This is a genomic window from Nocardia sp. CDC519 (assembly GCF_059509835.1).
Window position 1 is genome coordinate 5,898,670 of sequence record NZ_CM183377.1, and the last position, 26,788, is coordinate 5,925,457.

Below are 26,788 nucleotides of genomic sequence, written 5' to 3' on the forward strand. Positions count from 1 at the left end.
GCTCCTGGTCTGCAGATTCGAGCCTGGATCGAAACGCCCGACTGCACTCCCGTCCTGGCGACCCGGATTCGGTCGGATACGAAGCCACGTACTGAGGTGGCGTGGGACCGGGCGATGGTTGGGTCGCTACCGGCCGATGGTGCGTACCGGATTCCGCGGAGGTTCCATACGGGGGCATACCCGGTGGCCAGCGCCCCTGAGCCGCCGCTATTCGCGCCGGCGCGGCGATCGGGTCAACATCCGCGAACTGGCGACCAGCAACCGCGGATGGTGGCTGAAGTACCCCGCACTGATCCGCCCCGAGATGCAACGCCTCTACGGACTCGAATACGGCGCCCACAGCATCCGCGCCAACAACCGCCTCCTCATCCCCGGCCTGCTGCAATCCGAGGGATACGCGCGGACCATCATCGGCGCCAACACCATGATCCGGCCGTTCGAAGTCGAGCGGCATCTCGCCGTGCGGATGCAGCGGCAAGGTCGGCTCACCGATGACGACTTGCTCCACCCCGTTGCCGTATTCAGTCAGGCGGCCCTGATCCAGCAAACGAGAGGCCCTGCAGCCCTGCGAGAGCAGTTGAATCACCTCATCGAGCTACTGGGGGGCCGGCCGGACACCATCCAAGTCCGAATCATCCCGTTCACCGCAGCGGAAGGCACCGCCCTTGGCGGCTCGACCTTCCATCTGCTGGACTTCGACACCCCACCAACAGCTTCTTACGCTCGGATGGTCCGAGACCCCGACGAGGGCAACCATCATCGAGGACGAGAGCGAGGTCAACAAGCTCGCCTATGCGTTCGAAGCCGCTCTCCGGCAGACCCTTAGTGCAGCCGATTCGCTGGCCCTCATCAAGGACTACGCGCGTGGGTAAAGTACTGGATACGAACGCTTGCGAACCAGCAGCGTCCGGGTCCACCGGCTGGTAAAAGGCCAGCTTCTCCGATCACGGAAATGCGTGCGTCGAGGTACGGTTCGAGGGCGAGGAAGTACTCATCCGCGACAGCAAACATCGGGGCAACGAAGCCCTGCGGCCGATCATCGCCGTCCCTGCCCACGCCTGGGTCAAGTTCCTCTCGATCGCCACCGGCGACGCAACCGACCACCGCACCACCCTCGGCGTACCGAGCATCCATCCGGAAGTACGCGAGACGAGCGAACAATATGGATTGACAACTTACTAGGACCGACCGCCCTGTCGTGTTGTCAGCGTCGGATCGTGGAGGGATCCGAATCTCTTCGCGCCCTTCAGATCCGGTTGATCCCGGCGACGAGCGTCGCGATTCCCGACACCAGCAGCCCGGCCATCAGCAGCGTCGCACCCAGCCAGACGCTGACGATCATCCGGTTCGGCCGCTGCGGTTCGCGGCCGAGCACCGAGAGGAAGAAGCCGAGCGGCATCAGGATGGCGGCAGCCAGGACGGCGATCGCGCCGCCATCGGCCCAGCCGCTGCTCGCACCCGTCGCGTTGCCGAGGACGGCCAGCAGCAGGCCGAGCATGACCAGCACCCCGGCATGCGCGTGGCCGGCGCGGAAGAACGATTTCTGCAAGTCGTTGGTGTCGTGAGCGCCGGTGAAGACGCGGAGGAGGAATGCGCCGCCGAAGGCGATGGTGACCACCGAGAGGATGGTCGCCCCGAGCAGGATGCTCATGAACGGCGAGATCAGCGAGGTATTCATGACTGCTTTCTGATGTCGAGAATTGGAGGAGGAGCGGGCTCGATGCTGATATCCGAGTTGGAGGCCCGCACCGAAGTGACGGCGGCCCTTGGCCGCGGTTCCTCCTGTGTTCGAAAGTGATTGTCGGAAACGAACTCAGATCCATCGCCGGCGCGCTGTGAGTCAGCGAGCCGATGAGGACGGCATCTATCAACTGGGTGGGCTGTGATCGGCGGGCTCTCGGGTAAGCGGCGGCGGGTGTCAGCCTTCCGGGTGTCCGTCGTAGACGCCGATTTTGTACTCGGTGATCTCCAGCGCCAGGCCGAGCTCACGGATCTGCCGCATGATTCGGTGTTGCTGGTCGAGCATGATGCGGCGGCGTTCGGGGATGCTGCTCGGGCCCTGCTCGACGAGCAGGATGTAGCGCTTGAGATCGGCCATGGTCATGCCCGACACGCGCATCCGGGTGAGGAAGACGAGGCGGCGCAGGTCGAACGCGGAGTACTCGCGGTACCCAGAGGCATTACGAGCCGGCCGCACGAGTCCCTCCTGCTCGTAGTACCGGAGGGTGTGCGCCGACAGGCCGACGAGCCTGGCCGCCTCGGCGACACTCGTCGGCCTCGCCGAGTCCTCGATCGTGGCATCGTCGAGCAGCCCGTGCAGCGCAGCGATCGGCGACGAGGATGGCCCGTCGCTGGCAGCGAGGATGCGTTCGATCAGCGCTTCAGTGGCCATGGCCGACAACGTACGGCGATCAGAACGCGCGCACCGCGGGCGGCAGGCCCGGGAAGTCTGCCGACTCGCTCACCGACGCCCATTTCTCGACGTCGTCGAGTGCGCCGCGGTACACGCGGGTGAGATTGCGAACCGCCTCGGCACCGAGCGGGAGCCGGAGCGGCGCCTCCGGGGTGTCGAGCATGTCGCGGATCACCTGGGCCGCGCGTACCGGGTCGCCCTCCTGAATGCCGTCGGCCTCGGCCATGTTCGCGCGCACAGCACCGATCGCATCCTCGTAGACCGAGCTCTGCTGGGCCGTGTTGAGCACGTCCGCTGCGTTGAAGGCGGTGCGGAAGCGACTGGGCTCGACGATGAGAACGCGGATGCCGAACGGCGCGATCTCCCCCGCGAGCGCCTCCGACCAGCCCTCGAGCGCGAACTTGCCGGCCGAGTAGCTGCCAACGGCAGGAAACGACATCCGCCCGCCCTGGCTGCTCATCTGCACGATCGCACCCGAACCACGCTCCCGCAGGTGGGGCAGCACGGCACGAACATAGGCGGCCGGACCGAACAGATGCTGCTCGAGCATGGCCCGTAACGCGGCATCAGTGATCTCTTCGGCCGCGCCGACCTGTCCGGCACCGGCATTGTTGACCAGCACATCGACGCGCCCGAACACCCCCAGCGCCCGCCGCACGACCGCGTCCGCTCCCGATGTGTCGCGCACATCGTGCTCGATGGCGAGCAGCCGTTCCCCATATCGCGCCTGCAGCCCGTCGAAGCGGTCGATCCGGCGCGCGGTCCCGACCACCTGCTCGCCGGCGGCGAGTGCCGTTTCGGCGAGCGCCAGGCCGAGACCCGAACTCGCGCCGGTGATTATCCATGTCTTCGTCTCGCTCATCTCGGTCATGACTCCGACGCTAGGGCTTCGAGCGCGCTCGAAAGCAAGCCGTGCTCGGGCTCGGGAGGCGACGAGCGGTCCGCCCGCTCGATCCACTGGGCGACTATCTCGGTCTCGGCGCAATACACGCCGGGCAAGCGCGCCGCTGCGTTCGGCGATATACCGGCGCAGGTGGCAGTCGTCGGCAAGTTCGCGGAACGCGACGATGCGGCCGACGTCCGTGATCGTCGTGGCGCACACGAACTCGGGAGGCGTGACAAGCGCATTCGCGGCATCGCCGAGCGCGCCGGGGTGCCCATCATTTGCCGAACCCGGCGGGCAGCACCGACAGATCGAAGGCGGCCGCGATGGCGCGATGCCCCGCATCGTTGAGATGCATACCGTCGTTGTCGAATTCGGGGCGGATGAAATTCGGCCGGGCCGGGTCCTCTACCGCCGCGGCCACATCGAACACGGCGTCGAAGACATCGGTGCCGCGCAGCCAGTCGTTCAGTTCCCGTCGCACCGGAATGCCATCGGCGATATTGAGTCCGGGGTAGATCGCGCCGCCGAACGGGCCGATGGTGTTGATGTAGATCGGCAATCCGGCCTCGTGCGCCAGCTCGGCCAGTTCGGTGTAGCCGGCGATCATGTCCGCGGCGGTCGCGGTGTGTTCGTCCAAGATCAGGTCGTTGATGCCGAAGTTGGCCCACACCGCCGCGACACCCGGCACCGACAGGACATCGCGCGCGAACCTGGTCAGGCCACGCTCACCGATCTGATCGGTGAGCAGGCGATTTCCGCCGATGCCCTGGTTCACCGCCCAGCCGCGATGTAACCGCTCGTTGAACTGGTCGACCGAGCGCCGGTTTTCGCCGTGCGAGGAGCCGACGCCCTCGAACCAGGAATCTCCGAAGGCGACCAGCACCGGGGGCGCATCTTCGGCGAGTACGTCCACCCCGGTGAGGAAGAACCGCGAGGTGCTTTCCTCGGCGTCCGACAGCGCCTGCGCGGTGACCTGATCACCCGGCACGATCCACGCGGTATCCACCGGCATATGGGCGAAGGCGGCGGGCCCGGTGGGCTCGGGCAGATACAGGCTCAGCGCCAGGTGCGTCCCGGCGGCCACCGGCAGGTCGATCGGATCGCTGACCACGTCGCCGAAGGCGGGCACCCGCACCCGTGCGGAGCCGGCGAACCGGACCTCGGCAGCAGTCTCGGCGACGATCTCGTTGCCGGCCTTGCGTTCCGCCACGGCAGCCGCGCCGATGACCAATTCCCGATCCGAGTAGCGATTGGTCAGCCGCACCCGCAGCTGCTGCCCGCCGCCGGCCAGGCGCACCACCTGTCGCAGGGTCTGCCCGGCGAATGCACGCGGCTCGGCGAGCCGGATCTGCTCGGCCGGATTCACCAGCGGCGCACGGAATCCGGCCACCCAGTGTTGCGTCGACATCGAGAACCTCCATTTAGTTGCTGCGCGGAATATTGCGTAGGCAAGAACCTAGAGCGCATGTATTCCTCGTGTCAACTATCCTCGCGGAAACTTCTTGGTTTAGGCTGCTCACGTGGACACCGAAAAACTCTTCGACGATCCGCGACTGACCGCCGTCGGCCTGCTCTACGAGGCGCACGACGGGCTAGTCGCCCGCCTCGAGGCCACCTGGAAGAGCAACGGACTCTCCGGCCTCGATCTCAACGCCCTGATGCGCCTGAGCCGCTCACCGGGCCGCAAGCTGCGCATGACCGATCTGGCCACCCAGACCAACCTGTCCACCAGCGGCGTCACCCGGCTGGTGGACAGGTTGGAGCGCAACAAATTCGTCCGGCGTGAGCCAGACCCGCACGACCGCCGCAGCTCCTACGCCGTCCTCACCGCCGCCGGCGCCGCCCGTGTGGCCCAGGTGCTGCCCGCCTACCTCGAGGGTGTGGACAGATGGTTCACCAAACTGCTCACCCCGAAGCAGCTCGCCGACCTCACCGCGAGCCTTCGCATCATCCGTGACGCCACCGCGCCGGGCGCGGCTCAGGTCTCGGAATAGCCGAAACCGGTTCCCGCCTCAGCAGTTTTGGACGGCAGTGTTCAGACTTATCCGGAGGCCGTCGACTTCGCCGAGCCAGCCGCGTTCGGTGGCTTCGCGGAGCTGGTCGTTGAGGTTGACGACGATGGCCGGCAGCCGCAATTCATGGTTCGGGTCCGGGCGCAGAACTGGGCGCAGATGCAAACATCCTCATGACGGCAGGTCATAGGGGCTCACAACCGTTTTCGGTTAGATGTGCAGGGTGTTCGTTCATCTCGATGCGGGCTGTTGTCCGCGTGCCTGCCAGACGGTGCCTCGGCGCTCGTATTCGACGGGAATGCGCTGTGGCTCGCTCGAACTGTGGCACCGTACTTGCGCGTTGCATGCCAAGAGCTGAAACAGAGGCCGCAGTGTCCGAATGTCGTTAGCTCGCATAGCATGCGAATCCGCGCAGGTACTGCCCTGCTAGAGCATCTGGCTCTCGGTACGGGCTCGACCAATCCCACGGCGGTTGCCCCAATGGGCGGCGGCTCGACCGGAACCGAGTGTGCCGCGCGGTTCGTCGCTGCGGACCTACCGCAGTCAGATCGACAGAAGGGTCCAGTACCCCTGCCCGACAGGGTAACTCGGTCACCATTCAGTGTTGTCGAGACAGCCTTCGGCGCGGCGCAGCCGGTCGGCCATGTCGACCAACAGTTGCTGGCTGCGTAGCGACAGGTCGACGGCAATCCTGAGGAGTTGGCGTAGTCGCTGGTCGGCGAGCTCTGCGCAAATGGCCGTGTCCGAGCGAGTCTCGTCGGGCCGGTCCGGGTGATAGAAGTAGGCGGCAGTGACGCCGAACACCGTGGCCAGTGTCTGCACCACCCGAGAAGAGGGATGTTGCCGATGCCCGTTTCTGAGCTGCGAAACATACGTTGCCGATAGCTTGCAACCCACATCGTCGAGCAGCTCGACAATATCTTGGTTACCCAGATGCTGGCCGGTTTGATGCTCCCAAGCGGTGAGCAACGCAGTGAAACGGTCACTGAAGCTCGCCCCCTCGACCAACCCCGACCTCCTCAACACCCACACCACCACCTTCATCACCGCTTACCCGGTACGGCGGCGGAAGATGCAGACCCGAACTGTAGCGAGTGTTGAGCAAATGTCCAGCAGGCTCGCCGGTCTCGCACGGCTGGCCCTTGGTGTTCGCCACCTACCTCGACCGGACCTTCGGCGCCCCGAGGCCTCGGCGGAAATCGTCGCCGCTCACGCCAGCTCTCACGATCCGTTCTGGCGTTCGCTGCGCTGGCCGCCTGTGGGGATAAACCCGGTGCCGAGCCCACCAAACGACTGGCCGAACCACACCGGCTAGTCGCCGCCGGAACCCGCTGGTATCTCATCGCTTTCGACAACGACCGCGGTGACTGGCGAACCTTCCGGCTCGACCGCATCACCACCGTGCACCGCACTGGCGTCCGCGTGCCCGCCCGCGAACTGCCCGACGGCATGGACGCGGCCGCCTGGCTGACTCGATCACCGCGCCGTACGGCCGGTGTCCGTCAAGCCCGCGTCCTGCTGCACGAGCCCCTCACCCACGCCCAACACCGGCTCAGCGCCCGCCAAGGCATCCTCGAACCCGCCGACGACAACACCTGTCTCCTCACCACCTACCCCGACACCCCCGAATACCTCGCCGCCCAACTCGCCGTCCTCCCCATTCCCTACACCCTGCTCGACCCACCCGAACTCGCCCCACTACTACGCCGACTCGCCGAACGAGCCATGGCAGCACTCCCCGACGACCACTGATCCGCCGCGAACCAACCCCAGCCGACGAGAAGGGACCCCACATGATTCACCTCACCTGCATCGCTATCGACGCCGCTCGGCCGCCGGTGCTGGCCGAGTTCTACTCCGAGCTGTTGCGCCGGCCATCTAGGAGTGCAGCGAGGAGTACGCGATGGTCGGCGACGGGCACACCACACTGTGCTTCGGCGCCGTCACCGGCCACACGCCTCCGCGCTGGCCCGCCACCCGCGCACCCCAAAACGCGTCCATCTCCACCTCTCCGTCGACGACCTGACCAGCGCCATCGAGCGCGCCGTCCAGCTCGGAGCCACCGTGCCCGACTTCCAGCCCGGCCGCGCCCCCAACTGGGAAGGCCAGCCGCCCTGGCAGATCGTTCTCGATCCTGAAGGGACGCCGATCTGCCTCAACCCGAACCCGCAAGAACCCTCCCTCCGGCTCACCGCTGACGCCCGCTCCATGACGTCCGGCAATACGGCGGGCCGGTCATCGCAGGGAAGGGAGCGTTCGATGGCAGCACACAGTGATCGCCGTAACGACCACACCACGGCGACCGGTGTCCGGCCGGGCAGCGAGATCCGGTTCGCATTCACGATCCCCAACTTCGGAGATTTCGCCGAGTCCCGCTTGCTCGCCCGCTGCGCTCACACTGCCGTGCAAGCCGGGTGGGACGCCGTTCTGGTTTGGGACGCACTGGTCGGCGAGCGGCGATGGAGCACTCGCAGCGCGGATCGCTGGATCCTGCTGGCCTGCGCGTGCATGCTCACCTCCCGTATCCGCCTCGGCACCCCTGTCACCCCGCTGCCGCGCAGCCGAATCCGGAGGCCGGCCAAGGAAATCACCAGCCGTACTCCCCTACCACCAGTACATTCTGAGGTGCGCTGGGCAATCCCGCCCGACGCCGGGCATTTCGAGCACTTCGATTCACGCCCGGCCGCCGTAGCCACCGTTGAGGACTTCTTCACCAGCCACGACTGACCGCCGCCCCGACCGAGTGCCGCGTGTGAGCGCGGGGCCCAGTCACATCGCGGGCGTGCGAATCCACTGCGACGTGGTGTTGTCCCTCGGCTTGGTCGAAGGACCTGCGTCACCGGGGTCGGCCCTGGACGATCCGGCGCGGTACCGCAGTCCCCTATGTGATTCGGGGCTTCGGGTTCAGGCGGTAGCCGGGTCGGTGGGTACGCCCGGCCACCAGTCGAGGGCGGCGGTCGGTGCGTCGGGGTCGATGGGGATGCCGACCGGGTTGACCCGGGCAACGTGGCCGTCGGGTCGGACGAATGTGGCGTCGCACACGGGAACCGCGCCGAATGCGGATAGTTTCCACGTGTTCATCGTGAGCGCGGGGTCGAGGCGGACGTCGAGGTAGTCGACGCGATCGGCCCACCCGGTTGCGGAATTTGCCCAGCTCGGCCCCGAAGTCGCTGCCCCTCTCATGCCTCCGGCCGCCAGCAGTCCAGCGTCGTCACAGGGCAGGGCGGAGACACTGGAAACGATCAGGCGATGAGCGGTCTCGGTTCGAAAGCGGTGTCGAGATGCTCCTCTCGACCTTCGCCGGTCGATAGACCCGCCGCGACGGCGGTGACCCATAGGTACTCGACCCGAGGCCGCACGGACCGCGCTCCGTGGCAGCACGGTATCCGCTGATCGGCCAGCCGGAAAGAATTCTTCGTGACCAGCATTCGCTGGATCATTCGCCCGGCGGCATCGGCGCCGGAAACAAAGGAGATCACGATGAAAACCACCATGAAACGTGTCGCAGTGGCAACGGTTTTGGCTGCGCCATTGATGATGTCCGGTATGGCGCTGGCGGCGGCCGCGCCGTCGGTGACTCCGGGGCCGCCGCTAGCGCCGTTCGACGGCACTGTCAGCGCACCCGCGGGAGAGGTCTGGTCGTGCCTGGTCACCGCCCCCGGGTTCGGATGGACTGTCGCGACCAGCGTCCCGGCACCGCTGGTGACGGCACCGCCCGCGGCAGCCCCGGGAGCAGTGTCGGGATGGTGTGTCGGGCTACCGGGGCTGATCGCACCCCTGACCGGCAGCGTGGCCTGATCGATCGTTGAACACCCGGTATCGCACCGGCATACCGTGCCGGGTGTTCACGCGTTCGCCGAGCGCAGGTGCTCGAGGACCGCGAGCACGCGCCGGTGGTCGTCGGGTTCGGGATGCAGCCCGAGTTTGACGAAGATCGCCCGCACATGCGCCTCGACGGTGCGTTCGCCGAGGAACAGGGCCGCGCCGATCGCCTTGTTCGATCGGCCTTCGGCCATCAGTGCGAGCACTTCCCGTTCGCGTTCGGACAGTCCGTCGATCGGGCGCTGCTCCCGATGCGGGCGAGCCACCATACGGCTGATGACGCTCGGGTCGATGGCGCACCCGCCGTCGGCGACCCGACGCAGATCACCGACGAATTCGTCGATGTCGGAGACCCGATCCTTGAGCAGGTATCCCAGTCCCGCGGTGCCGGCCGCGATCAGGCTCGACACGTGCTCGGTCTCGACGTACTGGGACAACAGCAGCACGGCGGTGCCGGGAAAATCGCTGCGGATGGCCATCGCCGCATCGATGCCTTCGGTGGTGTGGGTCGGCGGCATCCGGATGTCGACCACCGCCACCGTTGGCCGATGCTCGTCGACCATGCGCAGCAGCGTCGGCGCGTCACCGGCTTCGCCGACCACATCGATGCCCTCATCCCGCAACAGCCGCACGACCCCGCCCCGCAGCAGGGCCGAATCGTCAGCGAGCACGACCCGCAGCGGAGTATCGCGCCGCTCGGGCGAGGCGCGCAGCGAGTCGAATCGCGTCGGATCGGCGTCCGTCGACACGGCGTCGGGCACGACGGCCGGTTCGATCCCGAGTGCCTCGGCGGCAGCGGCCACGAATGCTCGGCAGGTCCGATACCGCTCCCCGGGTGTTTTCGCGAGCGCTCGGGCCACCACGGGGTCCAGGCGCGCGGGAATGCCGTCCCGGCCCCGGCTGGGCCTGGGGATCGGGCCACGACTGTGGGCCTGCCACAGTTGCGCGAGGCTGCGGCCGGAATACGGCGGGCGGCCGATGAGCAGCGCGTAGAAGGTGCACCCGAGCGCGTAGATATCGCATCGATCATCGATGGCGCTGTCGCCGAACTGTTCCGGCGCGGCGTATTCCAGGCTCGCGACGAACATGCCGGTGCGGGTCAGCCCGGTGGCGTCGTCCAGCGCTTTGGCGATGCCGAAGTCGGCGAGCAGGACGCGTTCGGGTTCGTTCGGGCCCGGCGGCGGACCGAGCAGGATATTCGCCGGCTTCACATCGCGGTGCAGCACACCGCGGTGGTGCGCGTAGTCGAGTGCCCGCCCGATCTCGCTGACGATGTGCAGCGCCCGCCCCGGCCGTACCGGCCCGGTGCGCACCAACTCGGCGGCGGTCGTGCCCGGCACGTACTGCATGGCGATCCACAACCGGTCCGCGACGTGCCCACGGTCGTAGACGGCCACGATATTCGGATGCTCGAGCCGGGCGGCGTGGTCGGCTTCCAGTTCGAAGCGCGCGCGCAGGGACTCATCGACTGCGGGGCCGGTGTGCAGGACCTTCAACGCGACCTGGCGCGGCAGGTGCGGATGCGCCGCGAGATACACCGTCCCCATGCCGCCGGTACCGAGCAGCCCTTCGATCCGGTATCCCGCGAAGAGGCTGCCGGTCGTCAACTGCCCGGTCTCCATCGCCAACCACCATCCTTCACGGCGGCCCATCTCCATTGAACTACGTTCGCGCAGGTCGGGAAACCGCCTGCCGGGCCGGAGTCAGGACGTCGGGTCGGGGTCCACGGGCAGGACGGCGGTGATCCGGGTGCCCCCGCCTGCCGGGCTGTCGACAGTGAGCGTGCCGCCGAGTGCGGCGGTGCGATCGCTCAGGCCGCTGAGCCCGCCGCCAGGGGCGATGACGGCACCGCCGACGCCGTCGTCGGCGATGACCAGCGACAGGGCGGCACCGTCGCAGCGCAACTCGATGGCGATCAGCCGCGCCGCGGCATGCTTACAGCTGTTGGCCACCGCTTCGGCGGCGATGAAATAGGCCGCGAGCTCGACGCCGGCCGGTGGCCGCGACCGCAGGCCGTCGTGGATCTCGACCGGCAACGGGGCACGCTCGGCCAGTGAATGCAGCGCCGCGGCGATGCCACTTTCGGCCAGCACCGGCGGATACACCCCGCGGGCGAGCTCACGTAGTTCGGTCAGCGCCGTCGCAAGTTCGGTGGCGCCGTCGGAGAGCAGTGCGCGCAACCGTTCACCATCCGGGGCGCGCTGGGCGCGCCGCAGCAACAGTTCGGCGGCGACCAGGCGCTGCTGCGCGCCGTCGTGCAGATCGCGTTCGAGGCGCCGGCGCTGGGCGTCGCCCGCGGTGACGATGCGTTCCCGGGACCGGCGCACCTCGACCAGTTGCGCGCGTAATTCCTGTTGTAGCCGGGCATGTTCCAACGCGAGCACGGTGGCTCCGCGCACCGCGGCCAGCAGCTCCGGCTGGGCTCGCAACGTCTCGTCGTAGACGAGCGCACCGACCGGAACTCCGTCACGTTCAAGCACAGTCGCCGCCCGCGGACCGCTCCCGCGCGGCAGCGCGCGCGGTGACCCGTGCTCGTCCACATAGGTGCCGCGCTCGGAGTCAAAGGTCCACAGCACCAGTGTGGGGTCGCGCAAGGCGCGTCGCAGCGCGCCGACGAAGCTCTCCTCGATCGGGGCGTTACCGATCTCGACCATCGCGTCACTGATGGCGGCCTTGGCCAGCCGATACCGGACCAGACCCCAGACGACGGCGATCGGCAGCAGCGCCGTGGTCGGATACCGCAGGTCATTGGCCCATCCGGCCTGCCAGCCCGGGAACCGCGCGGCGCCGAGCAACAGCCAGATGGTGACCGCCGCCGACAGCAGACAGGCGACCGCCAGTGGCGTATACCCCGCGCGAAACGCCGCCGAACCGGCCCACCAGCGATACCCGATCACCCCGAGCAGCGCCGCACCCATGAAAAGGGCGAGCGCGCCCGCGCCCAGCTGGATCGGCTCGGCCAGGGCCGGCACATCGCGGATGAGCAGCAGGTTGATCGAGGTGGATGGGTAGGTACTCGGGGCGAGCCGAGGATCGAAGAACAACCATTCGGCCGCGACGCCGACCGTCGCGAGCAGCCAGGCGGCACCCACGAACCAGCGCTTCCAGCGGCGACGCAGCCGCCCGGACGGGAAACCGAGGACCATCTGGATCAATACCGGCAGATACAGATTGGTGAGCAGAACCCCGGCCGTGAACAGCACCGGGTCACTCGCGCGACGGATTCCGCCCAGCAGCCACAACACACCGGCCACCGCGATCAGCGGTCCGGTGAGCATCTCCGGCCGGGTGCGCCATGCCAGAGTCCCGGACACCACGAACGACAACCCGGCGCACAGGAACAACCCGAGCTCGACCACCCCGAACACCGGCGGATTCGGGCCCTGCGCCGCCACGAACGCTTCTCGCGGCCCCAGCAGCAAAGCCCGCGCCGGATCGTGGACTGCCCGATCGGACCAGTCCACCGCCACAATGACGGCGACCCCAACCGCCACAGTGGCAACCACCGTCACTACCAGCGCCCGACGACTCATCGCCCGTCCTACCATCACCCGGTCGACATCCAGTCTTGCCCACCTGGCAGCCACGCTCCACCGTGCAGGCACCGAAATCTTCCGTGCGAGCCCGGGTATCCCGCTCCGTGCGACCAGCACCTCGGCGACGGTCTCGATCCGCCCGCGCAGCGAGAGACTTGCGAAGCACGAGCGGCACTCGCAGCCCGCCGCATGCACGCAGGCATTTACGTGCCACCCCGGCCAGGAACCCGTGCCAGCACGGAGGACCAGCGACGCGTCAATCCACACACTGGGTTGCAGCACATTTCGGACTCCCCAGGAGAAATCATGAACGCCAGAATGCTCGGAACCCTCGCCACCGCAGTCGCCATCGCAGCCGCGCCGATGCTGCTCACCGGCCCATCGGCCGGGGCCGCAGCGATTGGATTCGACGCCGTCGGCGGGCGGGAGAAGGTCAAGATCACCGTCCACGCCGACGGCGCCGGCGCCGAGGACTGCGCACTCTATCTCCGCGACGGCGGGATCCAACACCCCAGGTTCGACGTACCCGCCAACACCTCACGGTCCCAGGTGTACCCGGTGCACGAGACCGGGCAGGTGTGGATCCAGGTCTACTGCGACAGACGCGTTGACGGGATGAACGTCGAAATCCTCCCGGCAAACCCGCTGCTGGACGCCGTGGACGCCGCCCTCGCCGGCGCCGGTAGCTCGGCATTGGTGACCGATCCAGCGATGCGTTGACCGTCTGCCCAGCGGGGCACGATCGGCTCCGACAGTGCTCCGCGGCGACGCTCAGCGCGGACCGACCAGCACCACCACCCACAACACAGCCAGCGACGAAAAAGACTCGCGCAATGCCCGCGTATTCCGCCCCAGGACGCAGGTGCTGGCTACTCTGGGTAGGAAGCTGACAGACCGACGGTCGGCTCTGCTGTGCTCGGCGACATTCCTACCAAGGAGGATGCGGTGGTCAGCAGCTCGAAGTCTCGGCGCGGCAGGGCCGCAGCCGCGATCGGTTCGGTTACCGCGACCGCGATGGCCGCCGTCACGCGTACGGCCGAGTCCTCGGCGTCTTCGCGCGCAATCGATTCGGCAGCCGGTGATCTCGAGGTGCAGGCGTATGTCTACACCTATCCGCTGGTGTCGGTGGAAGTGAGCCGGCGTCAGGCGACGAACTACCCAGTGCCGGATCCCAGCATCGGAGCGGCGCCGATGAACCAGCTGGCTCATCTGCATTTCCTGCCCGGCGCCGGCTTCACCGACGTTGTGCGCCCGAACGTCGACACCGTGTACACGTCGATGTTCTTCGATGTCTCGACCCAGCCGCTGGTGGTGAGCGTGCCGGACATGAGCGGGCGTTATCACCTGTTCCCGATCATGGACATGTGGTCGAACGTCGACGCCTCCGCTGGTCCGCGCACGCTCGATGACCAGCATGGCTATCAGTTCGCCATCGTCGGCCCGGACTTCGCCGGTACCCTCCCCGCCGGTGTGCACGAATACCGCCTGCCCACCGACACCGGTTGGATGATCGGTCGCATCCAAGTCGACGGGCCCGAGGACCTGCCCGGCGTCATCGCGCTCCAGGACCGCATGAGCGCGGTCCCACTCGGCTCCTACGGCAGCCCGTACACCCCGCCGACCAATACCGAGATCCACACCGACTGGCAGCGGGTGCAGGTGGCCGAATACATTCACGACCTGACCCCGCAGCAGTACTGGGACCTCTATTACGCGGCGCTCTCACACGCCCAGACGCGCCCCGGTGACGAAGTTCTGCTGGCGGAACTGGCCTCGATAGGCTGGCGCCCCGACACTGCGCTCAACCTCGCTTCCCTCCCCGAGTCCGAGCGCACGCGCTGGGAACTAGCGTGGCCGACGGCGCTGTCGCAGATCGAGAGGGATATGGGTAACACGACGGTCAACGGCTGGACCGTTTCCCGTACCGGCGTCGGCGACTACGGCACCGCCTACGCCGACCGGGCGGTGGTGGCCTACGCCGGGCTCGGCGCGAACCTGCCACAGGACGCCATCTACCCCTCGACCCGCCTCGACGACACCGGCGCCCAGCTGAGCGCGGACAACAACTACGTGCTGCACTTTCCCGCCGACCAGAAACCACCGGTCACGGGTTTCTGGTCCCTGACGATGTACAACGACAGCGGCTTCTTCGTCGACAACCCGATCAATCGCTACGCCGTGCGCGGGGAACATCTGCGCGCCAACTCCGATGGTTCACTGGACATCCATATTCAGCGCGAAACCCCCGGTACTCCAAGAGAATCCAACTGGCTTCCCGCGCCTGCCTCAGGTGAGTTCAATCTCATGCTGCGCCTGTACTGGCCCGACCAGGCCGTCATCGACGGCAACTGGAACCCGCCCCCGGTGACCCGCACTGACCGTTAGCTCGAATAACGGCGCGGCCCGAGTTGGCCGCTCCTGCGCCAGGGTAGCCACGGCCGAACTCTCCGCCGGCAACCTCCGGGCCACGCGTCGCGTCCTGGCAGGCGTCCTCGCGGCCATGCGTGACCACTCGAGGAGTCGCTGTCCTGGTCGGTGGGATGCTAGCCACGCCTCGATTACGCGTCGTTCCATCGGCGGAGTGACGGGGCTCTCCCCGGATACGGCCGGGGGCGGTCGGCTCAGGCGTCCGCGGCGAGGATCCGGTCCACGGCGTCGGCGAGTCCGGACAGGCTCTGGGCCGATTCCGGCAGAATCGCCGACTCCCAGCCCGGACCGCCGACGAATACCCGCGCACCGGTCGCGCCCGCGGCGCGAATCGCCGAGATCAAAGCGGTCGACTCCTGCTGGGACCACAGCACGACGGTCACCCACGTGTTACTCACCCGTTCGCCGCTCGTGTACCCCGAAGGGCCTTACCGCTCGACTTGCATGTGTTAAGCACGCCGCCAGCGTTCGTCCTGAGCCAGGATCAAACTCTCCGTTGAAGACTCTCGAAACACCCCGAAGGGCGAATCAGAAATATCTAAACTAGAGTCCGAAAACCTAGCAAAGCCGAACACCAGCAAAAATTTGCTGACATTCAAAATGTCCGACCCACAACACACGGGGGTATGAGGGGCCGGAACCAATAAATTATTGGCACTGACATTCATCGACACACTATTGAGTTCTCAAAGAACACACGCACACACATCCGACCCGGCTTTTCGTCCAGGGGCTTCAGTGAGGCAGGGTTCCTAGCTTACCGATCAGTGGCTCAGAGTCAAATCCGCTCTTCGACCGGCTTGTCAGGCGCTCCTCGTCCTACCTCGTTTCCCAGGCCCTGTGGGCTCCGGGTCGGTGTCCGTGTCGCTCTGACCTGGAATAAGTTACGCGGCGGCGAACGCTTCGTCAAATCCCCTGGTCGCGTTGACATTTGCGCAGGTCAGCGGGGTGCAGCCGGGCCGGTTTCGCATCCGGAATCACCCCGGTGTGACCCAGGCCATCAAGATCAATTCCGTCGATCACCGAAGTCCCAGGTGGCGAGCCGGCCGACCCCTCGACTGTCGCTGCGGCTCAGATCCCCAACCGCCAGATCAAGCTGTCCACGGCGCGGGGTGAGACGGCGCCGATGGCCTGCAAGAAGCGGGCGTATCGCGGATAGAGCTCAATGGGACGCGTGCGGATGGCCGTGAGGATCCAGTCGGCGGCCGCCTCGGCGGAGAGCGCGGGCGCCGCCTCGTATTTGGCGGTCGGCGCGATCATCTCCGTGCGGACCAGCGGATAGCCGATGGTCGTGACGTGCACGCCGTGCGGGCGGGTCTCGGCGCCGAGGCTGCGGCCGAACGCGCCGAGCGCTGCCTTGGACGCGTGATACGCGGTGAACATGGGCATCGAGCCCGCGGCGACGCCCCAGGTGGCGATATTGATGATGTGCCCGTCACGTGCCTCGAGCATCGAGGGCAGCAGGGCCATGGTGAGCCGGGTCGCGCCGAAGTAGTTCAGCGCCATGGTGCGCTCGTAGTCGTGGAAGCGGTCGGTGGCGTCGTCGGCGCGGCGGCGGATCGAACGGCCCGCGTTGTTGACGAGTACGTCCACCTTGCCGACCTCGGCGCCGATCTGTTCGGCGAGCGTGTCGACGGCCGCCCCGTCGGACAGATCGCAGACCATCGCCTCGGCTTTGCCACCGGCCGCCCGGACGGCGTCGCGGACCTCGCACAGCGCCTGTTCACCACGTGCGACGAGCACGAGGTTCGCACCACTGGCACCGAGTTTGTGCGCGGCGACCTTGCCCACTCCCGACGATGCGCCGGTGAGCAGCACGGTCTTTCCTGCGATGTTCTCCCCTCCGCCCGGACGCAGTAGCGAGGAAAGCGTGCGCACCAGCGCCGGTGGGTTGAGTAGGGCCGTTCCTGCACGTCCGGTTGCCATCGGAGTCCTCTCGGTGGTCGGCATCCACGATCCTAGCGAATTGACCATAGCGTAATTTACCTAGAAGTAAGTTTGGTTGGCGAGCCTCGGCTCGGGTCGCGTTCGTGAGCCAGGCGAAATACCGCGACCGGGGCGGGCGTTCGCACAGGGGAACGCGATCGCGAAGGAGCCCCATGATCAACGTCCCGCTCTCCGTGCTGGATCTTGCACCCGTGCAGGAAGGCAACACCGCCGGTGACGGTCTCGCGGCCACGACCGAACTCGCGCGGCGCACCGAGGCGATGGGCTATGCGCGATTCTGGGTGGCCGAGCATCACAACATGCCCGGCATCGCCAGCGCGGCGCCGAGTGTGCTGCTGGCGCACCTGGCAGCGGCGACCTCTCGTATCCGGGTCGGATCCGGCGGGGTGATGCTGCCCAACCACGCGCCGCTCGTGGTCGCCGAACAGTTCGGCACGCTGCACGCATTGCATCCGGGTCGGATCGATCTCGGCATCGGGCGCGCGCCCGGGACAGACCAGGCCACAGCACTGGCACTGCGCCGCACCAAGGACGGGCTGTCGGCGGAATCGTTTCCGCAGGAGCTGGCGGCGCTGCTCGCCTATTTCCGCGGCACCAGCCCGGACGGCATCGCGGCGACCCCGGGCCAGGACGATGAACCCGAGATCTGGTTGCTCGGCTCCAGCGGCTACAGCGCGCAGGTGGCGGCGATCCTCGGCGTGCGCTTCGCGTTCGCTCACCACATCAGCCCGAACAACACCGTGGCCGCGCTCGAGCTGTACCGCGAGAACTTCCGGCCCTCCGAACAGCTGGAACGTCCGTACGCCATGGTGGCGGCGGCCGCGATCTGCGCCGACACCGATGAGCAGGCCGAACTCCTGTCGCGCCCACGCGAGCTGGCCTTTCTGCATCTGATGTCCGGCCGCCCGCGCCGCCTGCCCACCCCCGAGGAGGCCGCCGGCTTCCCCGCCAACGATCGCGAGCGCCATTTCGCCGCCCAGCGCCGTGCCGGTCAGTTGCTCGGCTCTCCCGACACTGTGCGCCGCCAGCTCAGCTCCCTGATCGCGGACACCGACGCCGACGAGATCATGCTGAACACCCTCGTCTACGACATCGAGGCCAGGGCCCGGTCGTTCGAGTTGATTCGCAAGCTCACCCAGGACTGAAGGACCGGCAGCGGGTGCGCCCCGGCTGTGGCGAGCCCGGTGGGCGCCGCGGCGGCGAAACAGCACAATCGAGCGGAAGCGTACCGCCCGTCTTCGAGGTGCTACCCCGCCCAGTTCATGCGCAGACGAACGTCGCCCACGCCCGCGCGGCCACGCGGCCGTCCTGGTCGGTGCCGACGAGGGTGACGTCGACGCAGGATTCACCATCCAGAACGTAGTGCTGCACAACGAATCCCGAGCAGGTGAGCGTGTCGCCCGGCCAGAGCGGGCGGGAGCAGCGGGTGCGGAATCGGCGCACGGTTTCGCTGCCGAGCCAATCGGTGGCGTAGGTGGCGAGGAGCGCGGCGGCGAGTGGGCCCGCGGACGCGGTGAACGACGCTGCGTCACCGGCAGTTTCACTACCGGGGGCAAGCGTTCGAGTGGCGCTCGCGTACTTCTCGAAGTCGGCCTCGGTGAGTGGGCCGAAGGAGGTGGTGGGTGCGGGGGCGGTCGCGGTCATGCGGACTCCTGCGAGACGGGACGGGTGCCGGTCATCCAGGATTCGGCGACGAGGCGGCCGGTGCGGTCGAAGTACTGGGTGACCATCTCGATCATGGTCACCGGGGTGCCGTGGTCGTCGTCCACCTCGTAGACGCGTGCGATGCGCGATTGCGCGGTGAGCCGTTCGCCTGCGCGCGGCGGTGGGCCGAAGAAGCGGTGATCCTGCTCGATCGGGATGCCGGGCCAATGCTCTATCGCCGCTTCGCCGGCCGCGGCGATCCGGGCGGGCAGGAAGGTGGGCGCGACGACGGGTTCGCCGGTGGTGGCGGGTGTGGCCGCGCGCGCCATCGTGGCGGCGTTGAACTCGCGGATACCGTCCGCCTCCAGGTCGATGTCGAGCCGGGTCCCGACCGCACCGGCCGTCGCAACGTGCACCATCGCCACATCCCTTCCTTCGATCCTGCGGCAACGGTAGAGCCGGCCGACACCTAGCGGCCGGGCCTGTTCCACTGATCGGGAACGGTATGCGCCACGGCCCGGTCGGCCGCCGACTATCGCAGGACGCCGGCGTCTGCGTGCGCCGCGGCGATGGCGAGGAGCGCGATGAACCATAGGACGGGACGAGTCCGCGGCAAAGTGGCGGTGGTGACGGGAGCCGCCAGTGGCACCGGACGCACCCACGTGCGCCGGTTGCGTGCCGAAGGCGCGGATGTGGTGGCCGTCGACCTGCCGGGGAGTTCGTTCGAACACGAACCCGCCGTTGCCCGAATGCTCACCGCGGAAGCCGATGTCCGCGACCTCGCCGCCCTCGAGCGGGCAGCCGAATCGGCGGTCCGCGCGTTCGGCCGCATCGACATCCTGATCGCCAATGCCGGGCTGTGCGATGCGCCGGGCCCGGCGGCCGGAATCGAGGACGCCACTTGGCACCGATGCCTCGACATCAACCTCACCGGCGTCTGGAATACCTTGCGGGCCTTCGGTTCCCATCTGGTCGACGGCGCAGCGGTGGTGATCATCGGTTCCACATCCGGCGTGCGCGGGGATCCGGTGCGGGCCCACTACTCGGCCGCCAAACACGGCGTCGCCGGGCTCGCCCGCACGGTGGCGGCGGAATGGGGTCGGCGCTCGATCCGGGTGAACACGGTGCATCCGGGCGCTGTCGGCGGCCGGCCGCTGAGCTCGGACGCGATCGCGAGACTGTGCCCGGACATCGAGCATCCGACCGCCGCCGATGCCGAGGACGTGCTGGCACGGCGACATCTGATCGCCGTTCCGTGGGTGGAACCGGAGGACGTCAGCAATGCCGTGCTGTTCCTGGCCTCCGACGAATCCCGCTACGTCACCGGCACCGAACTCGTCGTCGACGCAGGATTCACCCAGAAAGGCTGAACGATGGACAGTGCGGCGATGACGCCGGGGCGCAACGGGCGTGCGGATGGGTCGGACACGGAGGGACAGCACCCATCCGGTGCCCGCTCCGGCAGCGAGGCCGGCATCGGCACTGGAACCGCGGCCGACGAGTCGGGCCTGATCGAACGGCAGGCAGATCGCGGCGAGCCGGTGATCTACATCGTCGACGAGATGGTCGCACCACCCGGGCGTGGTCGCGCCTTTCTCGACCTCTACCTGCGGGAATACGCACCCGGCGCGCGGGAGCGTGGGCTCGAGCTGGATCGGGTGCTGGTCAGTCCCCCGGTGTGGCTGGCCGAGCAATCGAACACCATCACCGTCAGCTGGACGGTGCGCGGCGCGCAACAGTGGTGGCGGCAGCGGCTCGGCGCGAGCCGGGATCCGCAGGTCGCGCAGTGGTGGCGGGCTGCCGACGAGCTGCTCGTCAGCCGGCGCCGGACCACCGCCTGCGGCTGCGACGATGTGGAGGTTCTGGCCGATGTCTGAGGTCGTGCACTTGGTCCACCTGAGCGATCCGGAGCGCTGCGCCGAGCTGGCCGCGCAGCTACGCCGTCTGGTCGCACCACACACCCACCGAGCGCTGGTCGCAACGACGTTGCCGGGCGGGATCGACGCCGGGGACCTGATCGTGCGACTGCGTTTCGCCGATGACGTGCAGCAGCAGCCGGTCGTAAACGCCGTCGACCGGTGGTTGAGCGAGTCGTTCGTCGAGCGGGTCGAGACCGCGGCTTTCACCGCAACCCCGCAGCGCGTGAAGCCACCGGCCGGACGAGCAGCGCCGCCAACCTCGCACACCCCGCCACCGGCGCGACATCAGGGGGCGCCGTCACCGGCCGGATATGCCGAGCCGGCGCGCATCTACCGAGCCCTGCTCGTCGCGGTCGACCCACGGACCGACCCGGCACAGGTGGCCACTTTCGAATCCGAAACCGCCGCGATGCCCGACTACATCCACACCATCGGCGCCTCCCAGCTGAGCAGAGTCGACAGCGGCAGCGGCTGGACCCATGTCTGGGAACAGGAATTCACCGACCTCGACGGGCTGACCGGGCCCTACATGACCCATCCGTACCACTGGGCGCATATCGATCGCTGGTTCGATCCCGAACGCGGCAGCAAGATCGTGACGCGGCTGTGCCACAGCTTCGGCGCGCTCGCCTGGCCGGTGCTACCGGCCACGTGACCCCACTCGCTCCCGCTCACCGGGAGGCCCGCAGCCAGCCGTTTCACACTTCACGAAACCTGTCCGCTGACCGGGAGGACGACGTCCGTACGCCGCCCGGCGGGTCCACCATTTGACTCAGATCACAGTCATCCGGTGGAACATGGAGGTTTCGATGCCGGGTCTATCACCGAACGGCTCAGCCCAGAGCACGGACGAATTCAGGACGATCGAGGCCGCGGCGGCGCCCACCCGGTTCGCCCGCGGCTGGCATTGCCTCGGCCTGCTGAAGTCCTTCCAGGACGGCAAACCACACGAGATCAAGGCGTTCGGCACCACGCTGGTGGTCTTCCAGTCCGAATCCGACGGCAAGCTGAACGTGCTCGACGCGTTCTGCCGTCACATGGGCGGCAACCTCGCCCACGGCACCGTCAAGGGCGATTCCATCGCCTGCCCGTTCCACGACTGGCGCTGGGGCGGCAACGGCCGCTGCACCGGCATCCCGTACGCGCGCCGCGTGCCGCCGCTGGCCAAGACCCGCGCCTGGCCGACGCTCGAACGCAACGGCCAGCTCTATGTCTGGCACGACCCGCAGGGCAGCAAGCCCACCGATGAGGTGACCATCCCCGAGATCGAGGGTTACGGCAGCTCCGAGTGGACCGACTGGACCTGGAATTCGATGCTGATCGAGGGTTCGCACTGCCGCGAGATCGTCGACAACGTGGTGGATATGGCGCACTTCTTCTACGTGCACTACGCCTTCCCGCGGTACTTCAAGAACGTCTTCGAGGGCCACGTCGCCACCCAGTACATGCGCTCGACGCCGCGCCAGGACATCGAGGTCGGCACCAACTACGACGACCCGAACTCCACCTTGCGTTCGGACGCTTCGTATTTCGGCCCGTCGTACATGATCGACTGGCTGTGGAGCGAGGCCAACGGCATGACGATCGAGACGGTGCTGATCAACTGCCACTACCCCGTCACCGAGAACTCCTTCGTGCTCCAGTACGGCGCGATGGTGAAGAAGCCGACCGGCATGTCCGATGAGGACGCCAACGCGATGGCCGCGCAGTTCGCCCACGGCGTCGAAGTCGGTTTCGAGCAGGACGTGGCGATCTGGAAGAACAAGGCGCCCATCGACAATCCGCTGCTGTCGGAGGAAGACGGGCCGGTGTATCAGCTGCGCCGCTGGTACAAGCAGTTCTACGTCGACGTCGAAGACATCACCGACGACATGACCAAGCGCTTCGAGTTCGAGATCGATACCGAGCGCGCCGTCACGAGCTGGGAGGCCGAAGTGGCCGACAACATCGCCCGTGGCGCCGTCATCACCACCTAATCCCCCCGCGCATACGACAGGAACTAGTGCCCCGATGAACAAGGTTCTCGACAACATCACGGCCATCGCCGACCAGCTGCGCGAGCAGTCCCCTGAGGCCGAGCGCCTCGGGAAGCTGCCCGACGAGACGGCGAAGATGCTGAAAACCGCCGGCCCGATCAAGCTTCTTCAGCCCAAGAAGTACGGCGGTTTCGAAGCGCACCCGCGCGAATTCGCCGAAACGGTCATGGCCGCCGCGTCGCTGGACCCGGCGACCGGCTGGATCTGCGGCATCGTCGGTGTGCATCCGTGGCAGCTGGCCTTCGCCGATCCGAAGGTGCAGGAAGAGGTGTGGGGCGCCGACAACGACACCTGGATGGCCTCGCCGTACGCGCCCACCGGTATCGCGCGGCCGGTGGACGGCGGCTACATCTTCAACGGCCGCTGGCAGTTCAGCTCCGGCACCGACCACTGTGACTGGATCTTCCTCGGCGCGATGCTCGGCGACACCGACGGCAATATCGCCACCCCGCCGACCATGCTGCACATGATCCTGCCGCGCAGCGACTACACGATCGTCGAGGACTCGTGGAATGTGGTGGGGCTCAAGGGCACCGGCTCCAAGGACATCATCGTCAAGGATGCCTTCGTGCCGTCCTACCGGGTAATGAACGGCGATCACGTGATCGACGGCACCGCCCAGAAGGAGTACGGGGTCACCGAGACGCTGTACAAGATGCCGTGGTCGAACATGTTCCCGCTCGGCATCACCTCCGCGGTGATCGGCATCGCCGAGGGCGCGCTGGCCGCGCACCTGGATTACCAGCGCGACCGGGTCGGCGCCCAGGGCACCGCGATCAAGGACGACCCGTATGTGCTGTTCGCGATCAGCGAGGCGGCGGCCGATATCAATGCCGCTCGGCAGGAGCTGCTGGCCAACGTCGACAAGATGTGGGATCTGGTCGACGCAGGCAAGGAGGTCTCCTTCGCCGATCGCGCCGCCGGACGACGCACCCAGGTGCGGGCGGCGTGGCGCGCGGTGATGGCCGTCGACCAGATCTTCGCCCGCTCCGGCGGTAACGCCCTGCGGATGGACAAGCCGCTGCAGCGGTTCTGGCGCGACGCCCACGCCGGCCTCAACCACGCGATCCACGTGCCGAGCACGGTGTTCCACGCGGCGGCGCTCGGTTCGCTCGGCGTGGAGCCGCCGCAGCATCTGCGCTCGATGATCTGATCTCGCGATACCAAGAAGGACAACAGTAATGACTGACATCAAGAGTCTTGGCTACGTCAAGATCCAGACCAACGACATGGACCGCTGGCGCAAGTTCGCCTTCGAGGTGCTCGGCTTCGCCGAAGGCAGCGGACCGGACGAGAACGCCCTCTATCTGCGGATGGACGAGCGGGCCGCCCGGATCGTCATCGTGCCGGGCGACACCGACGAAGTGGTGACCATCGGCTGGGAGGTGCGCGATCACGCCGCGCTGGTGCGCGTGCAGGAAGCGGTGTCGGCGGCCGGTGTCGCGGTCAAGCCGCTCTCGGTCGAGGAGGCCGACGCGCGCCGGGTCGAGGAGGTCATCACCTTCGTCGATCCGACCGGAGCGACCGTCGAGGTGTTCCACGGCGCGGTGCTCGATCACAGCCCGGTGGTGACCCCGTTCGGCGCGAAGTTCGTGACCGGCGCACAGGGCCTCGGTCACGTGGTGCTGCCGACCATGGACCCCAACGGCGCCTTCGAGTTCTACACCGAGGTGCTCGGGTTCCTGCCGCGCGGCGCGTTCCGTATCCCGGCGCCGCCGGAGTTCGGGCCGGTGCGGATCCGGTTCATGGGCGTGAACGAGCGTCATCACAGCCTGGCGCTGTGCCCGGCACCGCACGGCGGTGCGCCGGGTCTGGTGCACATCATGGTGGAGGTCGATTCGCTCGACGCGGTGGGCCAGGCGCTGGATCGGGTCGTCAAGGACGGTTTCTCCGTCTCCTCGACGCTGGGCCGCCACACCAACGACAAGATGGTGTCGTTCTACGTGCGCGCCCCCGGCGGCTGGGATATCGAATTCGGCACCGAGGGCATGCGCGTCGACGAAAAGTACTACAGCGCAGAGGAAATCACCGCCGACAGCTACTGGGGCCACGACTGGTCCGGTAGCGAGCCGCTGGCCGCGATGTAGTCACATACCGCTCCCCTCCCCGACCCCGGGGTTTCAGTCGTCACGGCTGAAACCTCGGGGTCGTTGTGATTTACATCACTGCGTCCGATTTGTGTGACAGCGCCCACAAGAGCATGGTATGAATAGTCATATGCCTAATAGAAATATTCCGTTGGGCATCAGCTCGTAGACCCGCAGGGAGGGCCACATGAACACACAGGCCGACGCCGCCACCCCGAGCGCTGTCCTGGACCGCGTCTCGCTGGTCCTGGACGCCTTCGACGGACCGGGCAGGCTCACCCTCGCCCAGATCGTGCGCCGGACCGGGCTACCCCGGTCCTCGGCGCACCGCATGCTCGAACGACTCGTGCAATTGCGCTGGCTGCGCCGCGAGGGCCGCGACTACGAGCTGGGTATCCGGCTGGTGGAACTGGGCTCGCTCGCCGTGCACCAGGATCGGCTGCACCGCGCCGCGATGCCGTTCCTGCACGAGCTGTACCGGGCCACCGGCTTCGTGGTGCATCTGGCCGTGCTCGACGGCCCCGACGTGGTGTACCTGGAGAAGATCGGCGGCCGGATGGCGGCCGCGGTGCCCACCCGCATCGGCGGACGCAGGCCCGCGCACTGTACCGGCGTCGGCAAGGCGATCCTGGCCTACTCCGACGAAGACCGCATCGCCGCGCTCGGTACCGGCGTGCTCAACCGCAGCACCAAGTACTCCATCTCCAACAAGGCCCAGCTGCGCGCGGAGCTGGACAAGGTCCGCGCCCACGGCATCGCGCACGAGCGCGAGGAGTCGCTGCCGGGATTCGGTTGCGTAGCGGCACCCATCGGCAATATCGGCGAGGCCATCGCCGCGGTGTCGGTGTGCGGTCCGGTGGATCGGATGAACTTCGACTACCGCCTCACCGCACCGGTGCGCACCACCGCGCTGGGCATCTGGCGCAATATCGAAGGCGGTATGTCCCGCGTGCATCCCACGTTGCAGCAGTCGCGCCCGCTGCGCGGTGGACCTGCGATGCGGACGCCGGCCGCTGCAGGCCGGCCGCTGGAATACGTGTAGCTCGTCCGGACCGAAAGACGGTGTGACCCATGAGTACTGAGGACCGGATCGAACTCGTGCCCGAAGTGGCGGCGCTGCTGCCGATGCTCGACGCCGGATTTCCCGCGGTCGAGACCATGACCGGGGCACAGGCGCGGGCGGCGATCCGGGCGCGGTTGCGGCTCCCGGACGAGCCCGAGCGGGTGGCCGAGATCATCGAACGAGAGCTGGCCTCGGGCGGCGGGGTTCGGGTGTATCGTCCGGCCACCTCGTCCGTGGGGCCGGTGCCGATCATCGTGTTCGCACACGGCGGCGGGTTCGTGTTCTGTGATCTGGACACCCACGACGGGCTGTGCCGGTCGATGGCCAACGGGGTGGGCGCGGTGGTGGTCTCGGTGGACTACCGGCTCGCGCCGGAACATCGCTGGCCCACCGCGGCCGAGGACGTGTACGCGGCGACACTGTGGGCTGTCGAGCATGCGCGCGAGTTCGGCGCCGACCCGGCGCGGCTCGTCGTCGCCGGCGACAGCGCGGGCGGCAATCTCGCGGCCGTCGTCGCCCTGATGGCCCGTGATCGTGGCGGGCCCGTCATCACGGCGCAGGCCCTGCTGTATCCGGTGCTCGCCGCCGATTTCGGCACCGAGTCCTACACGCGCTTCGCCGAAGGTTTCTACAACACCCGTGCCGCGATGAGCTGGTACTGGGATCAGTATGTTCCCGATCTCGCCGACCGCAGCCATCCGTACGCGAGCCCCGCGGCGGCCGATCTCGCCGGGCTGCCGCCTGCCATCGTGGTGACCGCGGGCTGCGATCCGCTGCGCTCGGAGGGCGATGCTTTTGCCCACGCCCTCGCCGAGGCCGGCGTCACGACCGTGCATCGGTGCTACGAAGGCGCCATCCACGGATTCATGACCATGCCGGTGCTCGAACTGGCCGGTCAGGCATGTAAGGACGTGTGGGCCGATCTCACGCGACTGACCCGGTCCGACGAGAGCTAGCCTCCGTCGCTCAGTCCGAACCGTCGGGTGTGGCAGGGCG

Annotated in this window: 30 protein-coding genes and 2 pseudogenes; 17 read left to right on the forward strand and 15 right to left on the reverse strand. The window is 67.5% G+C overall.

Going from position 1 to position 26,788, the window contains the following annotated elements; translation table 11 throughout:
- Positions 1 to 136: 136 nt before the first annotated feature.
- Positions 137 to 826, forward strand: coding sequence for a DUF5753 domain-containing protein (locus AC5W7N_RS26735; RefSeq protein WP_495922503.1), 690 nt, complete (start codon positions 137 to 139; stop codon positions 824 to 826).
- Between the two features lie 161 nt (positions 827 to 987).
- Positions 988 to 1,182: pseudogene (locus AC5W7N_RS26740) on the forward strand (hypothetical protein); the annotation flags it as partial.
- A 64-nt stretch (positions 1,183 to 1,246) separates the two neighbouring features.
- On the opposite strand, the gene AC5W7N_RS26745 reads toward AC5W7N_RS26740, so the two are convergent.
- From AC5W7N_RS26745 to AC5W7N_RS26760, 4 genes are all read right to left on the reverse strand, one after another.
- Positions 1,247 to 1,678 carry a hypothetical protein gene (locus AC5W7N_RS26745; protein WP_495922505.1) on the reverse strand — a complete coding sequence of 144 codons (432 nt, stop codon included), beginning with the start codon at positions 1,676 to 1,678 and terminating at the stop codon, positions 1,247 to 1,249.
- A gap of 240 nt (positions 1,679 to 1,918) precedes the next feature.
- The gene (locus AC5W7N_RS26750; protein ID WP_495922507.1) at positions 1,919 to 2,392 is read right to left on the reverse strand and encodes a MerR family transcriptional regulator; all 474 of its coding nucleotides are present in this window, start codon (positions 2,390 to 2,392) and stop codon (positions 1,919 to 1,921) included.
- 19 nt (positions 2,393 to 2,411) lie between these two features.
- Positions 2,412 to 3,641 (reverse strand): SDR family NAD(P)-dependent oxidoreductase, encoded by a 1,230-nt coding sequence (locus AC5W7N_RS26755; RefSeq protein ID WP_324197298.1) that lies wholly within the window; start codon positions 3,639 to 3,641, stop codon positions 2,412 to 2,414.
- Complete coding sequence (locus AC5W7N_RS26760) at positions 3,574 to 4,707, reverse strand: GDSL-type esterase/lipase family protein (protein ID WP_495922509.1); 1,134 nt, start codon at positions 4,705 to 4,707, stop codon at positions 3,574 to 3,576. The genes AC5W7N_RS26755 and AC5W7N_RS26760 overlap by 68 nt, the downstream gene beginning before the upstream one ends.
- A 112-nt stretch (positions 4,708 to 4,819) precedes the next feature.
- On the opposite strand from AC5W7N_RS26760, the gene AC5W7N_RS26765 reads away from it, so the two are divergent.
- On the forward strand, positions 4,820 to 5,293 hold the full coding sequence (locus tag AC5W7N_RS26765; RefSeq protein WP_194989616.1) for a MarR family winged helix-turn-helix transcriptional regulator: 474 nt from the start codon (positions 4,820 to 4,822) through the stop codon (positions 5,291 to 5,293).
- A gap of 18 nt (positions 5,294 to 5,311) precedes the next feature.
- On the opposite strand, the gene AC5W7N_RS26770 is transcribed toward AC5W7N_RS26765, so the two are convergent.
- Together AC5W7N_RS26770 and AC5W7N_RS26775 are read right to left on the reverse strand one after the other, a co-directional pair.
- Positions 5,312 to 5,476: a hypothetical protein gene (locus AC5W7N_RS26770; RefSeq protein WP_194989615.1), complete on the reverse strand. Its 165-nt coding sequence runs from the start codon at positions 5,474 to 5,476 to the stop codon at positions 5,312 to 5,314.
- Between the two features lie 426 nt (positions 5,477 to 5,902).
- Entirely contained in the window at positions 5,903 to 6,358 is a 456-nt protein-coding gene (locus tag AC5W7N_RS26775) for a helix-turn-helix transcriptional regulator (protein ID WP_195007132.1), read from the reverse strand.
- Positions 6,359 to 6,604: 246 nt separating this feature from the next.
- On the opposite strand from AC5W7N_RS26775, the pseudogene AC5W7N_RS26780 reads away from it, so the two are divergent.
- Positions 6,605 to 6,655 (forward strand): annotated as a pseudogene (locus tag AC5W7N_RS26780) (hypothetical protein); the annotation flags it as partial.
- Between the two features lie 57 nt (positions 6,656 to 6,712).
- Complete coding sequence (locus tag AC5W7N_RS26785; protein WP_495922510.1) at positions 6,713 to 7,063, forward strand: WYL domain-containing protein; 351 nt, start codon at positions 6,713 to 6,715, stop codon at positions 7,061 to 7,063.
- A 126-nt stretch (positions 7,064 to 7,189) separates the two neighbouring features.
- Here AC5W7N_RS26785 and AC5W7N_RS26790 read toward each other — a convergent pair whose 3' ends face one another.
- Entirely contained in the window at positions 7,190 to 7,312 is a 123-nt protein-coding gene (locus tag AC5W7N_RS26790; RefSeq protein WP_495924265.1) for a hypothetical protein, read from the reverse strand.
- On the opposite strand from AC5W7N_RS26790, the gene AC5W7N_RS26795 reads away from it, so the two are divergent.
- Positions 7,277 to 8,038 carry a VOC family protein gene (locus AC5W7N_RS26795; RefSeq protein ID WP_495924210.1) on the forward strand — a complete coding sequence of 254 codons (762 nt, stop codon included), beginning with the start codon at positions 7,277 to 7,279 and terminating at the stop codon, positions 8,036 to 8,038. The genes AC5W7N_RS26790 and AC5W7N_RS26795 overlap by 36 nt on opposite strands.
- 177 nt (positions 8,039 to 8,215) lie before the next feature.
- Here AC5W7N_RS26795 and AC5W7N_RS26800 read toward each other — a convergent pair whose 3' ends face one another.
- The 4 genes from AC5W7N_RS26800 to AC5W7N_RS26815 all read right to left on the reverse strand — a co-directional run bounded on the left by AC5W7N_RS26800 (position 8,216) and on the right by AC5W7N_RS26815 (position 12,666).
- A complete protein-coding gene (locus AC5W7N_RS26800) occupies positions 8,216 to 8,647 on the reverse strand; it encodes an aromatic-ring hydroxylase C-terminal domain-containing protein (RefSeq protein WP_462747236.1) in 432 nt (143 codons plus the stop codon).
- Positions 8,554 to 8,964: a hypothetical protein gene (locus tag AC5W7N_RS26805; protein ID WP_195007131.1), complete on the reverse strand. Its 411-nt coding sequence runs from the start codon at positions 8,962 to 8,964 to the stop codon at positions 8,554 to 8,556. Before AC5W7N_RS26805 ends, AC5W7N_RS26800 begins: the two co-directional genes overlap by 94 nt.
- A 192-nt stretch (positions 8,965 to 9,156) precedes the next feature.
- A complete protein-coding gene (locus tag AC5W7N_RS26810; RefSeq protein ID WP_228815376.1) occupies positions 9,157 to 10,755 on the reverse strand; it encodes a protein kinase domain-containing protein in 1,599 nt (532 codons plus the stop codon).
- 81 nt (positions 10,756 to 10,836) lie between these two features.
- Complete coding sequence (locus AC5W7N_RS26815) at positions 10,837 to 12,666, reverse strand: sensor histidine kinase (RefSeq protein WP_194992504.1); 1,830 nt, start codon at positions 12,664 to 12,666, stop codon at positions 10,837 to 10,839.
- A 309-nt stretch (positions 12,667 to 12,975) separates the two neighbouring features.
- On the opposite strand from AC5W7N_RS26815, the gene AC5W7N_RS26820 reads away from it, so the two are divergent.
- Both AC5W7N_RS26820 and AC5W7N_RS26825 read left to right on the forward strand, forming a co-directional pair.
- Positions 12,976 to 13,389: a hypothetical protein gene (locus tag AC5W7N_RS26820; protein WP_194992503.1), complete on the forward strand. Its 414-nt coding sequence runs from the start codon at positions 12,976 to 12,978 to the stop codon at positions 13,387 to 13,389.
- 225 nt (positions 13,390 to 13,614) lie between these two features.
- Positions 13,615 to 15,054: a DUF1254 domain-containing protein gene (locus tag AC5W7N_RS26825; protein WP_194992502.1), complete on the forward strand. Its 1,440-nt coding sequence runs from the start codon at positions 13,615 to 13,617 to the stop codon at positions 15,052 to 15,054.
- Positions 15,055 to 15,290: 236 nt separating this feature from the next.
- On the opposite strand, the gene AC5W7N_RS26830 is transcribed toward AC5W7N_RS26825, so the two are convergent.
- Positions 15,291 to 15,494, reverse strand: a complete 204-nt coding sequence (locus tag AC5W7N_RS26830) for a hypothetical protein (protein ID WP_495922512.1) — start codon at positions 15,492 to 15,494, stop codon at positions 15,291 to 15,293.
- A 673-nt stretch (positions 15,495 to 16,167) separates the two neighbouring features.
- A complete protein-coding gene (locus AC5W7N_RS26835) occupies positions 16,168 to 17,046 on the reverse strand; it encodes an SDR family oxidoreductase (protein WP_495922513.1) in 879 nt (292 codons plus the stop codon).
- 149 nt (positions 17,047 to 17,195) lie between these two features.
- Here AC5W7N_RS26835 and AC5W7N_RS26840 point away from each other — a divergent pair, with 149 nt between their 5' ends.
- Positions 17,196 to 18,188, forward strand: coding sequence for an LLM class flavin-dependent oxidoreductase (locus tag AC5W7N_RS26840; RefSeq protein ID WP_163812908.1), 993 nt, complete (start codon positions 17,196 to 17,198; stop codon positions 18,186 to 18,188).
- A gap of 115 nt (positions 18,189 to 18,303) precedes the next feature.
- Here the strand turns inward: AC5W7N_RS26840 and AC5W7N_RS26845 are convergent, their stop codons facing one another.
- Both AC5W7N_RS26845 and AC5W7N_RS26850 read right to left on the reverse strand, forming a co-directional pair.
- Positions 18,304 to 18,687, reverse strand: coding sequence for a hotdog family protein (locus AC5W7N_RS26845; RefSeq protein WP_195021693.1), 384 nt, complete (start codon positions 18,685 to 18,687; stop codon positions 18,304 to 18,306).
- Positions 18,684 to 19,106, reverse strand: a complete 423-nt coding sequence (locus AC5W7N_RS26850) for a hypothetical protein (RefSeq protein ID WP_163812903.1) — start codon at positions 19,104 to 19,106, stop codon at positions 18,684 to 18,686. Before AC5W7N_RS26850 ends, AC5W7N_RS26845 begins: the two co-directional genes overlap by 4 nt.
- Before the next feature lie 165 nt (positions 19,107 to 19,271).
- Here AC5W7N_RS26850 and AC5W7N_RS26855 point away from each other — a divergent pair, with 165 nt between their 5' ends.
- From AC5W7N_RS26855 to lipP1, 8 genes are all read left to right on the forward strand, one after another.
- The gene (locus AC5W7N_RS26855) at positions 19,272 to 20,057 is read left to right on the forward strand and encodes an SDR family oxidoreductase (RefSeq protein WP_195021692.1); all 786 of its coding nucleotides are present in this window, start codon (positions 19,272 to 19,274) and stop codon (positions 20,055 to 20,057) included.
- Between the two features lie 3 nt (positions 20,058 to 20,060).
- Positions 20,061 to 20,564 (forward strand): hypothetical protein, encoded by a 504-nt coding sequence (locus AC5W7N_RS26860; protein WP_324197468.1) that lies wholly within the window; start codon positions 20,061 to 20,063, stop codon positions 20,562 to 20,564.
- Positions 20,557 to 21,261 (forward strand): Dabb family protein, encoded by a 705-nt coding sequence (locus AC5W7N_RS26865; protein WP_195021691.1) that lies wholly within the window; start codon positions 20,557 to 20,559, stop codon positions 21,259 to 21,261. Before AC5W7N_RS26860 ends, AC5W7N_RS26865 begins: the two co-directional genes overlap by 8 nt.
- A gap of 154 nt (positions 21,262 to 21,415) precedes the next feature.
- Positions 21,416 to 22,582: a 3-ketosteroid-9-alpha-monooxygenase, oxygenase component gene (locus AC5W7N_RS26870; RefSeq protein WP_228806364.1), complete on the forward strand. Its 1,167-nt coding sequence runs from the start codon at positions 21,416 to 21,418 to the stop codon at positions 22,580 to 22,582.
- A 34-nt stretch (positions 22,583 to 22,616) separates the two neighbouring features.
- A complete protein-coding gene (locus AC5W7N_RS26875; RefSeq protein ID WP_163812897.1) occupies positions 22,617 to 23,795 on the forward strand; it encodes an acyl-CoA dehydrogenase family protein in 1,179 nt (392 codons plus the stop codon).
- Positions 23,796 to 23,823: 28 nt separating this feature from the next.
- Positions 23,824 to 24,729, forward strand: coding sequence for a biphenyl-2,3-diol 1,2-dioxygenase (gene bphC / locus AC5W7N_RS26880; protein ID WP_163812895.1), 906 nt, complete (start codon positions 23,824 to 23,826; stop codon positions 24,727 to 24,729).
- A 187-nt stretch (positions 24,730 to 24,916) separates the two neighbouring features.
- Positions 24,917 to 25,771, forward strand: coding sequence for an IclR family transcriptional regulator (locus AC5W7N_RS26885; protein ID WP_194990367.1), 855 nt, complete (start codon positions 24,917 to 24,919; stop codon positions 25,769 to 25,771).
- A gap of 47 nt (positions 25,772 to 25,818) precedes the next feature.
- Positions 25,819 to 26,748 (forward strand): LipP1 family hormone-sensitive lipase, encoded by a 930-nt coding sequence (gene lipP1 / locus AC5W7N_RS26890; RefSeq protein ID WP_163812970.1) that lies wholly within the window; start codon positions 25,819 to 25,821, stop codon positions 26,746 to 26,748.
- The last annotated feature ends 40 nt before the right edge of the window (positions 26,749 to 26,788 follow it).

Coding starts and splice junctions, on each gene's coding strand:
- AC5W7N_RS26735 (WP_495922503.1), top strand. CDS start 137: ATGGTGCGTACCGGATTCCGCGGAGGTTCCATACGGGGGCATACCCGG.
- AC5W7N_RS26745 (WP_495922505.1), bottom strand. CDS start 1,678: ATGAATACCTCGCTGATCTCGCCGTTCATGAGCATCCTGCTCGGGGCG.
- AC5W7N_RS26750 (WP_495922507.1), bottom strand. CDS start 2,392: ATGGCCACTGAAGCGCTGATCGAACGCATCCTCGCTGCCAGCGACGGG.
- AC5W7N_RS26755 (WP_324197298.1), bottom strand. CDS start 3,641: ATGCGGGGCATCGCGCCATCGCGGCCGCCTTCGATCTGTCGGTGCTGC.
- AC5W7N_RS26760 (WP_495922509.1), bottom strand. CDS start 4,707: ATGTCGACGCAACACTGGGTGGCCGGATTCCGTGCGCCGCTGGTGAAT.
- AC5W7N_RS26790 (WP_495924265.1), bottom strand. CDS start 7,312: ATGGACGCGTTTTGGGGTGCGCGGGTGGCGGGCCAGCGCGGAGGCGTG.
- AC5W7N_RS26800 (WP_462747236.1), bottom strand. CDS start 8,647: ATGGGTCACCGCCGTCGCGGCGGGTCTATCGACCGGCGAAGGTCGAGA.
- AC5W7N_RS26810 (WP_228815376.1), bottom strand. CDS start 10,755: ATGGAGACCGGGCAGTTGACGACCGGCAGCCTCTTCGCGGGATACCGG.
- AC5W7N_RS26815 (WP_194992504.1), bottom strand. CDS start 12,666: ATGAGTCGTCGGGCGCTGGTAGTGACGGTGGTTGCCACTGTGGCGGTT.
- AC5W7N_RS26820 (WP_194992503.1), top strand. CDS start 12,976: ATGAACGCCAGAATGCTCGGAACCCTCGCCACCGCAGTCGCCATCGCA.
- AC5W7N_RS26835 (WP_495922513.1), bottom strand. CDS start 17,046: ATGCCGACCACCGAGAGGACTCCGATGGCAACCGGACGTGCAGGAACG.
- AC5W7N_RS26840 (WP_163812908.1), top strand. CDS start 17,196: ATGATCAACGTCCCGCTCTCCGTGCTGGATCTTGCACCCGTGCAGGAA.
- AC5W7N_RS26845 (WP_195021693.1), bottom strand. CDS start 18,687: ATGACCGCGACCGCCCCCGCACCCACCACCTCCTTCGGCCCACTCACC.
- AC5W7N_RS26850 (WP_163812903.1), bottom strand. CDS start 19,106: ATGGTGCACGTTGCGACGGCCGGTGCGGTCGGGACCCGGCTCGACATC.
- AC5W7N_RS26855 (WP_195021692.1), top strand. CDS start 19,272: ATGAACCATAGGACGGGACGAGTCCGCGGCAAAGTGGCGGTGGTGACG.
- AC5W7N_RS26860 (WP_324197468.1), top strand. CDS start 20,061: ATGGACAGTGCGGCGATGACGCCGGGGCGCAACGGGCGTGCGGATGGG.
- AC5W7N_RS26865 (WP_195021691.1), top strand. CDS start 20,557: ATGTCTGAGGTCGTGCACTTGGTCCACCTGAGCGATCCGGAGCGCTGC.
- AC5W7N_RS26870 (WP_228806364.1), top strand. CDS start 21,416: ATGCCGGGTCTATCACCGAACGGCTCAGCCCAGAGCACGGACGAATTC.
- AC5W7N_RS26875 (WP_163812897.1), top strand. CDS start 22,617: ATGAACAAGGTTCTCGACAACATCACGGCCATCGCCGACCAGCTGCGC.
- bphC (WP_163812895.1), top strand. CDS start 23,824: ATGACTGACATCAAGAGTCTTGGCTACGTCAAGATCCAGACCAACGAC.
- AC5W7N_RS26885 (WP_194990367.1), top strand. CDS start 24,917: ATGAACACACAGGCCGACGCCGCCACCCCGAGCGCTGTCCTGGACCGC.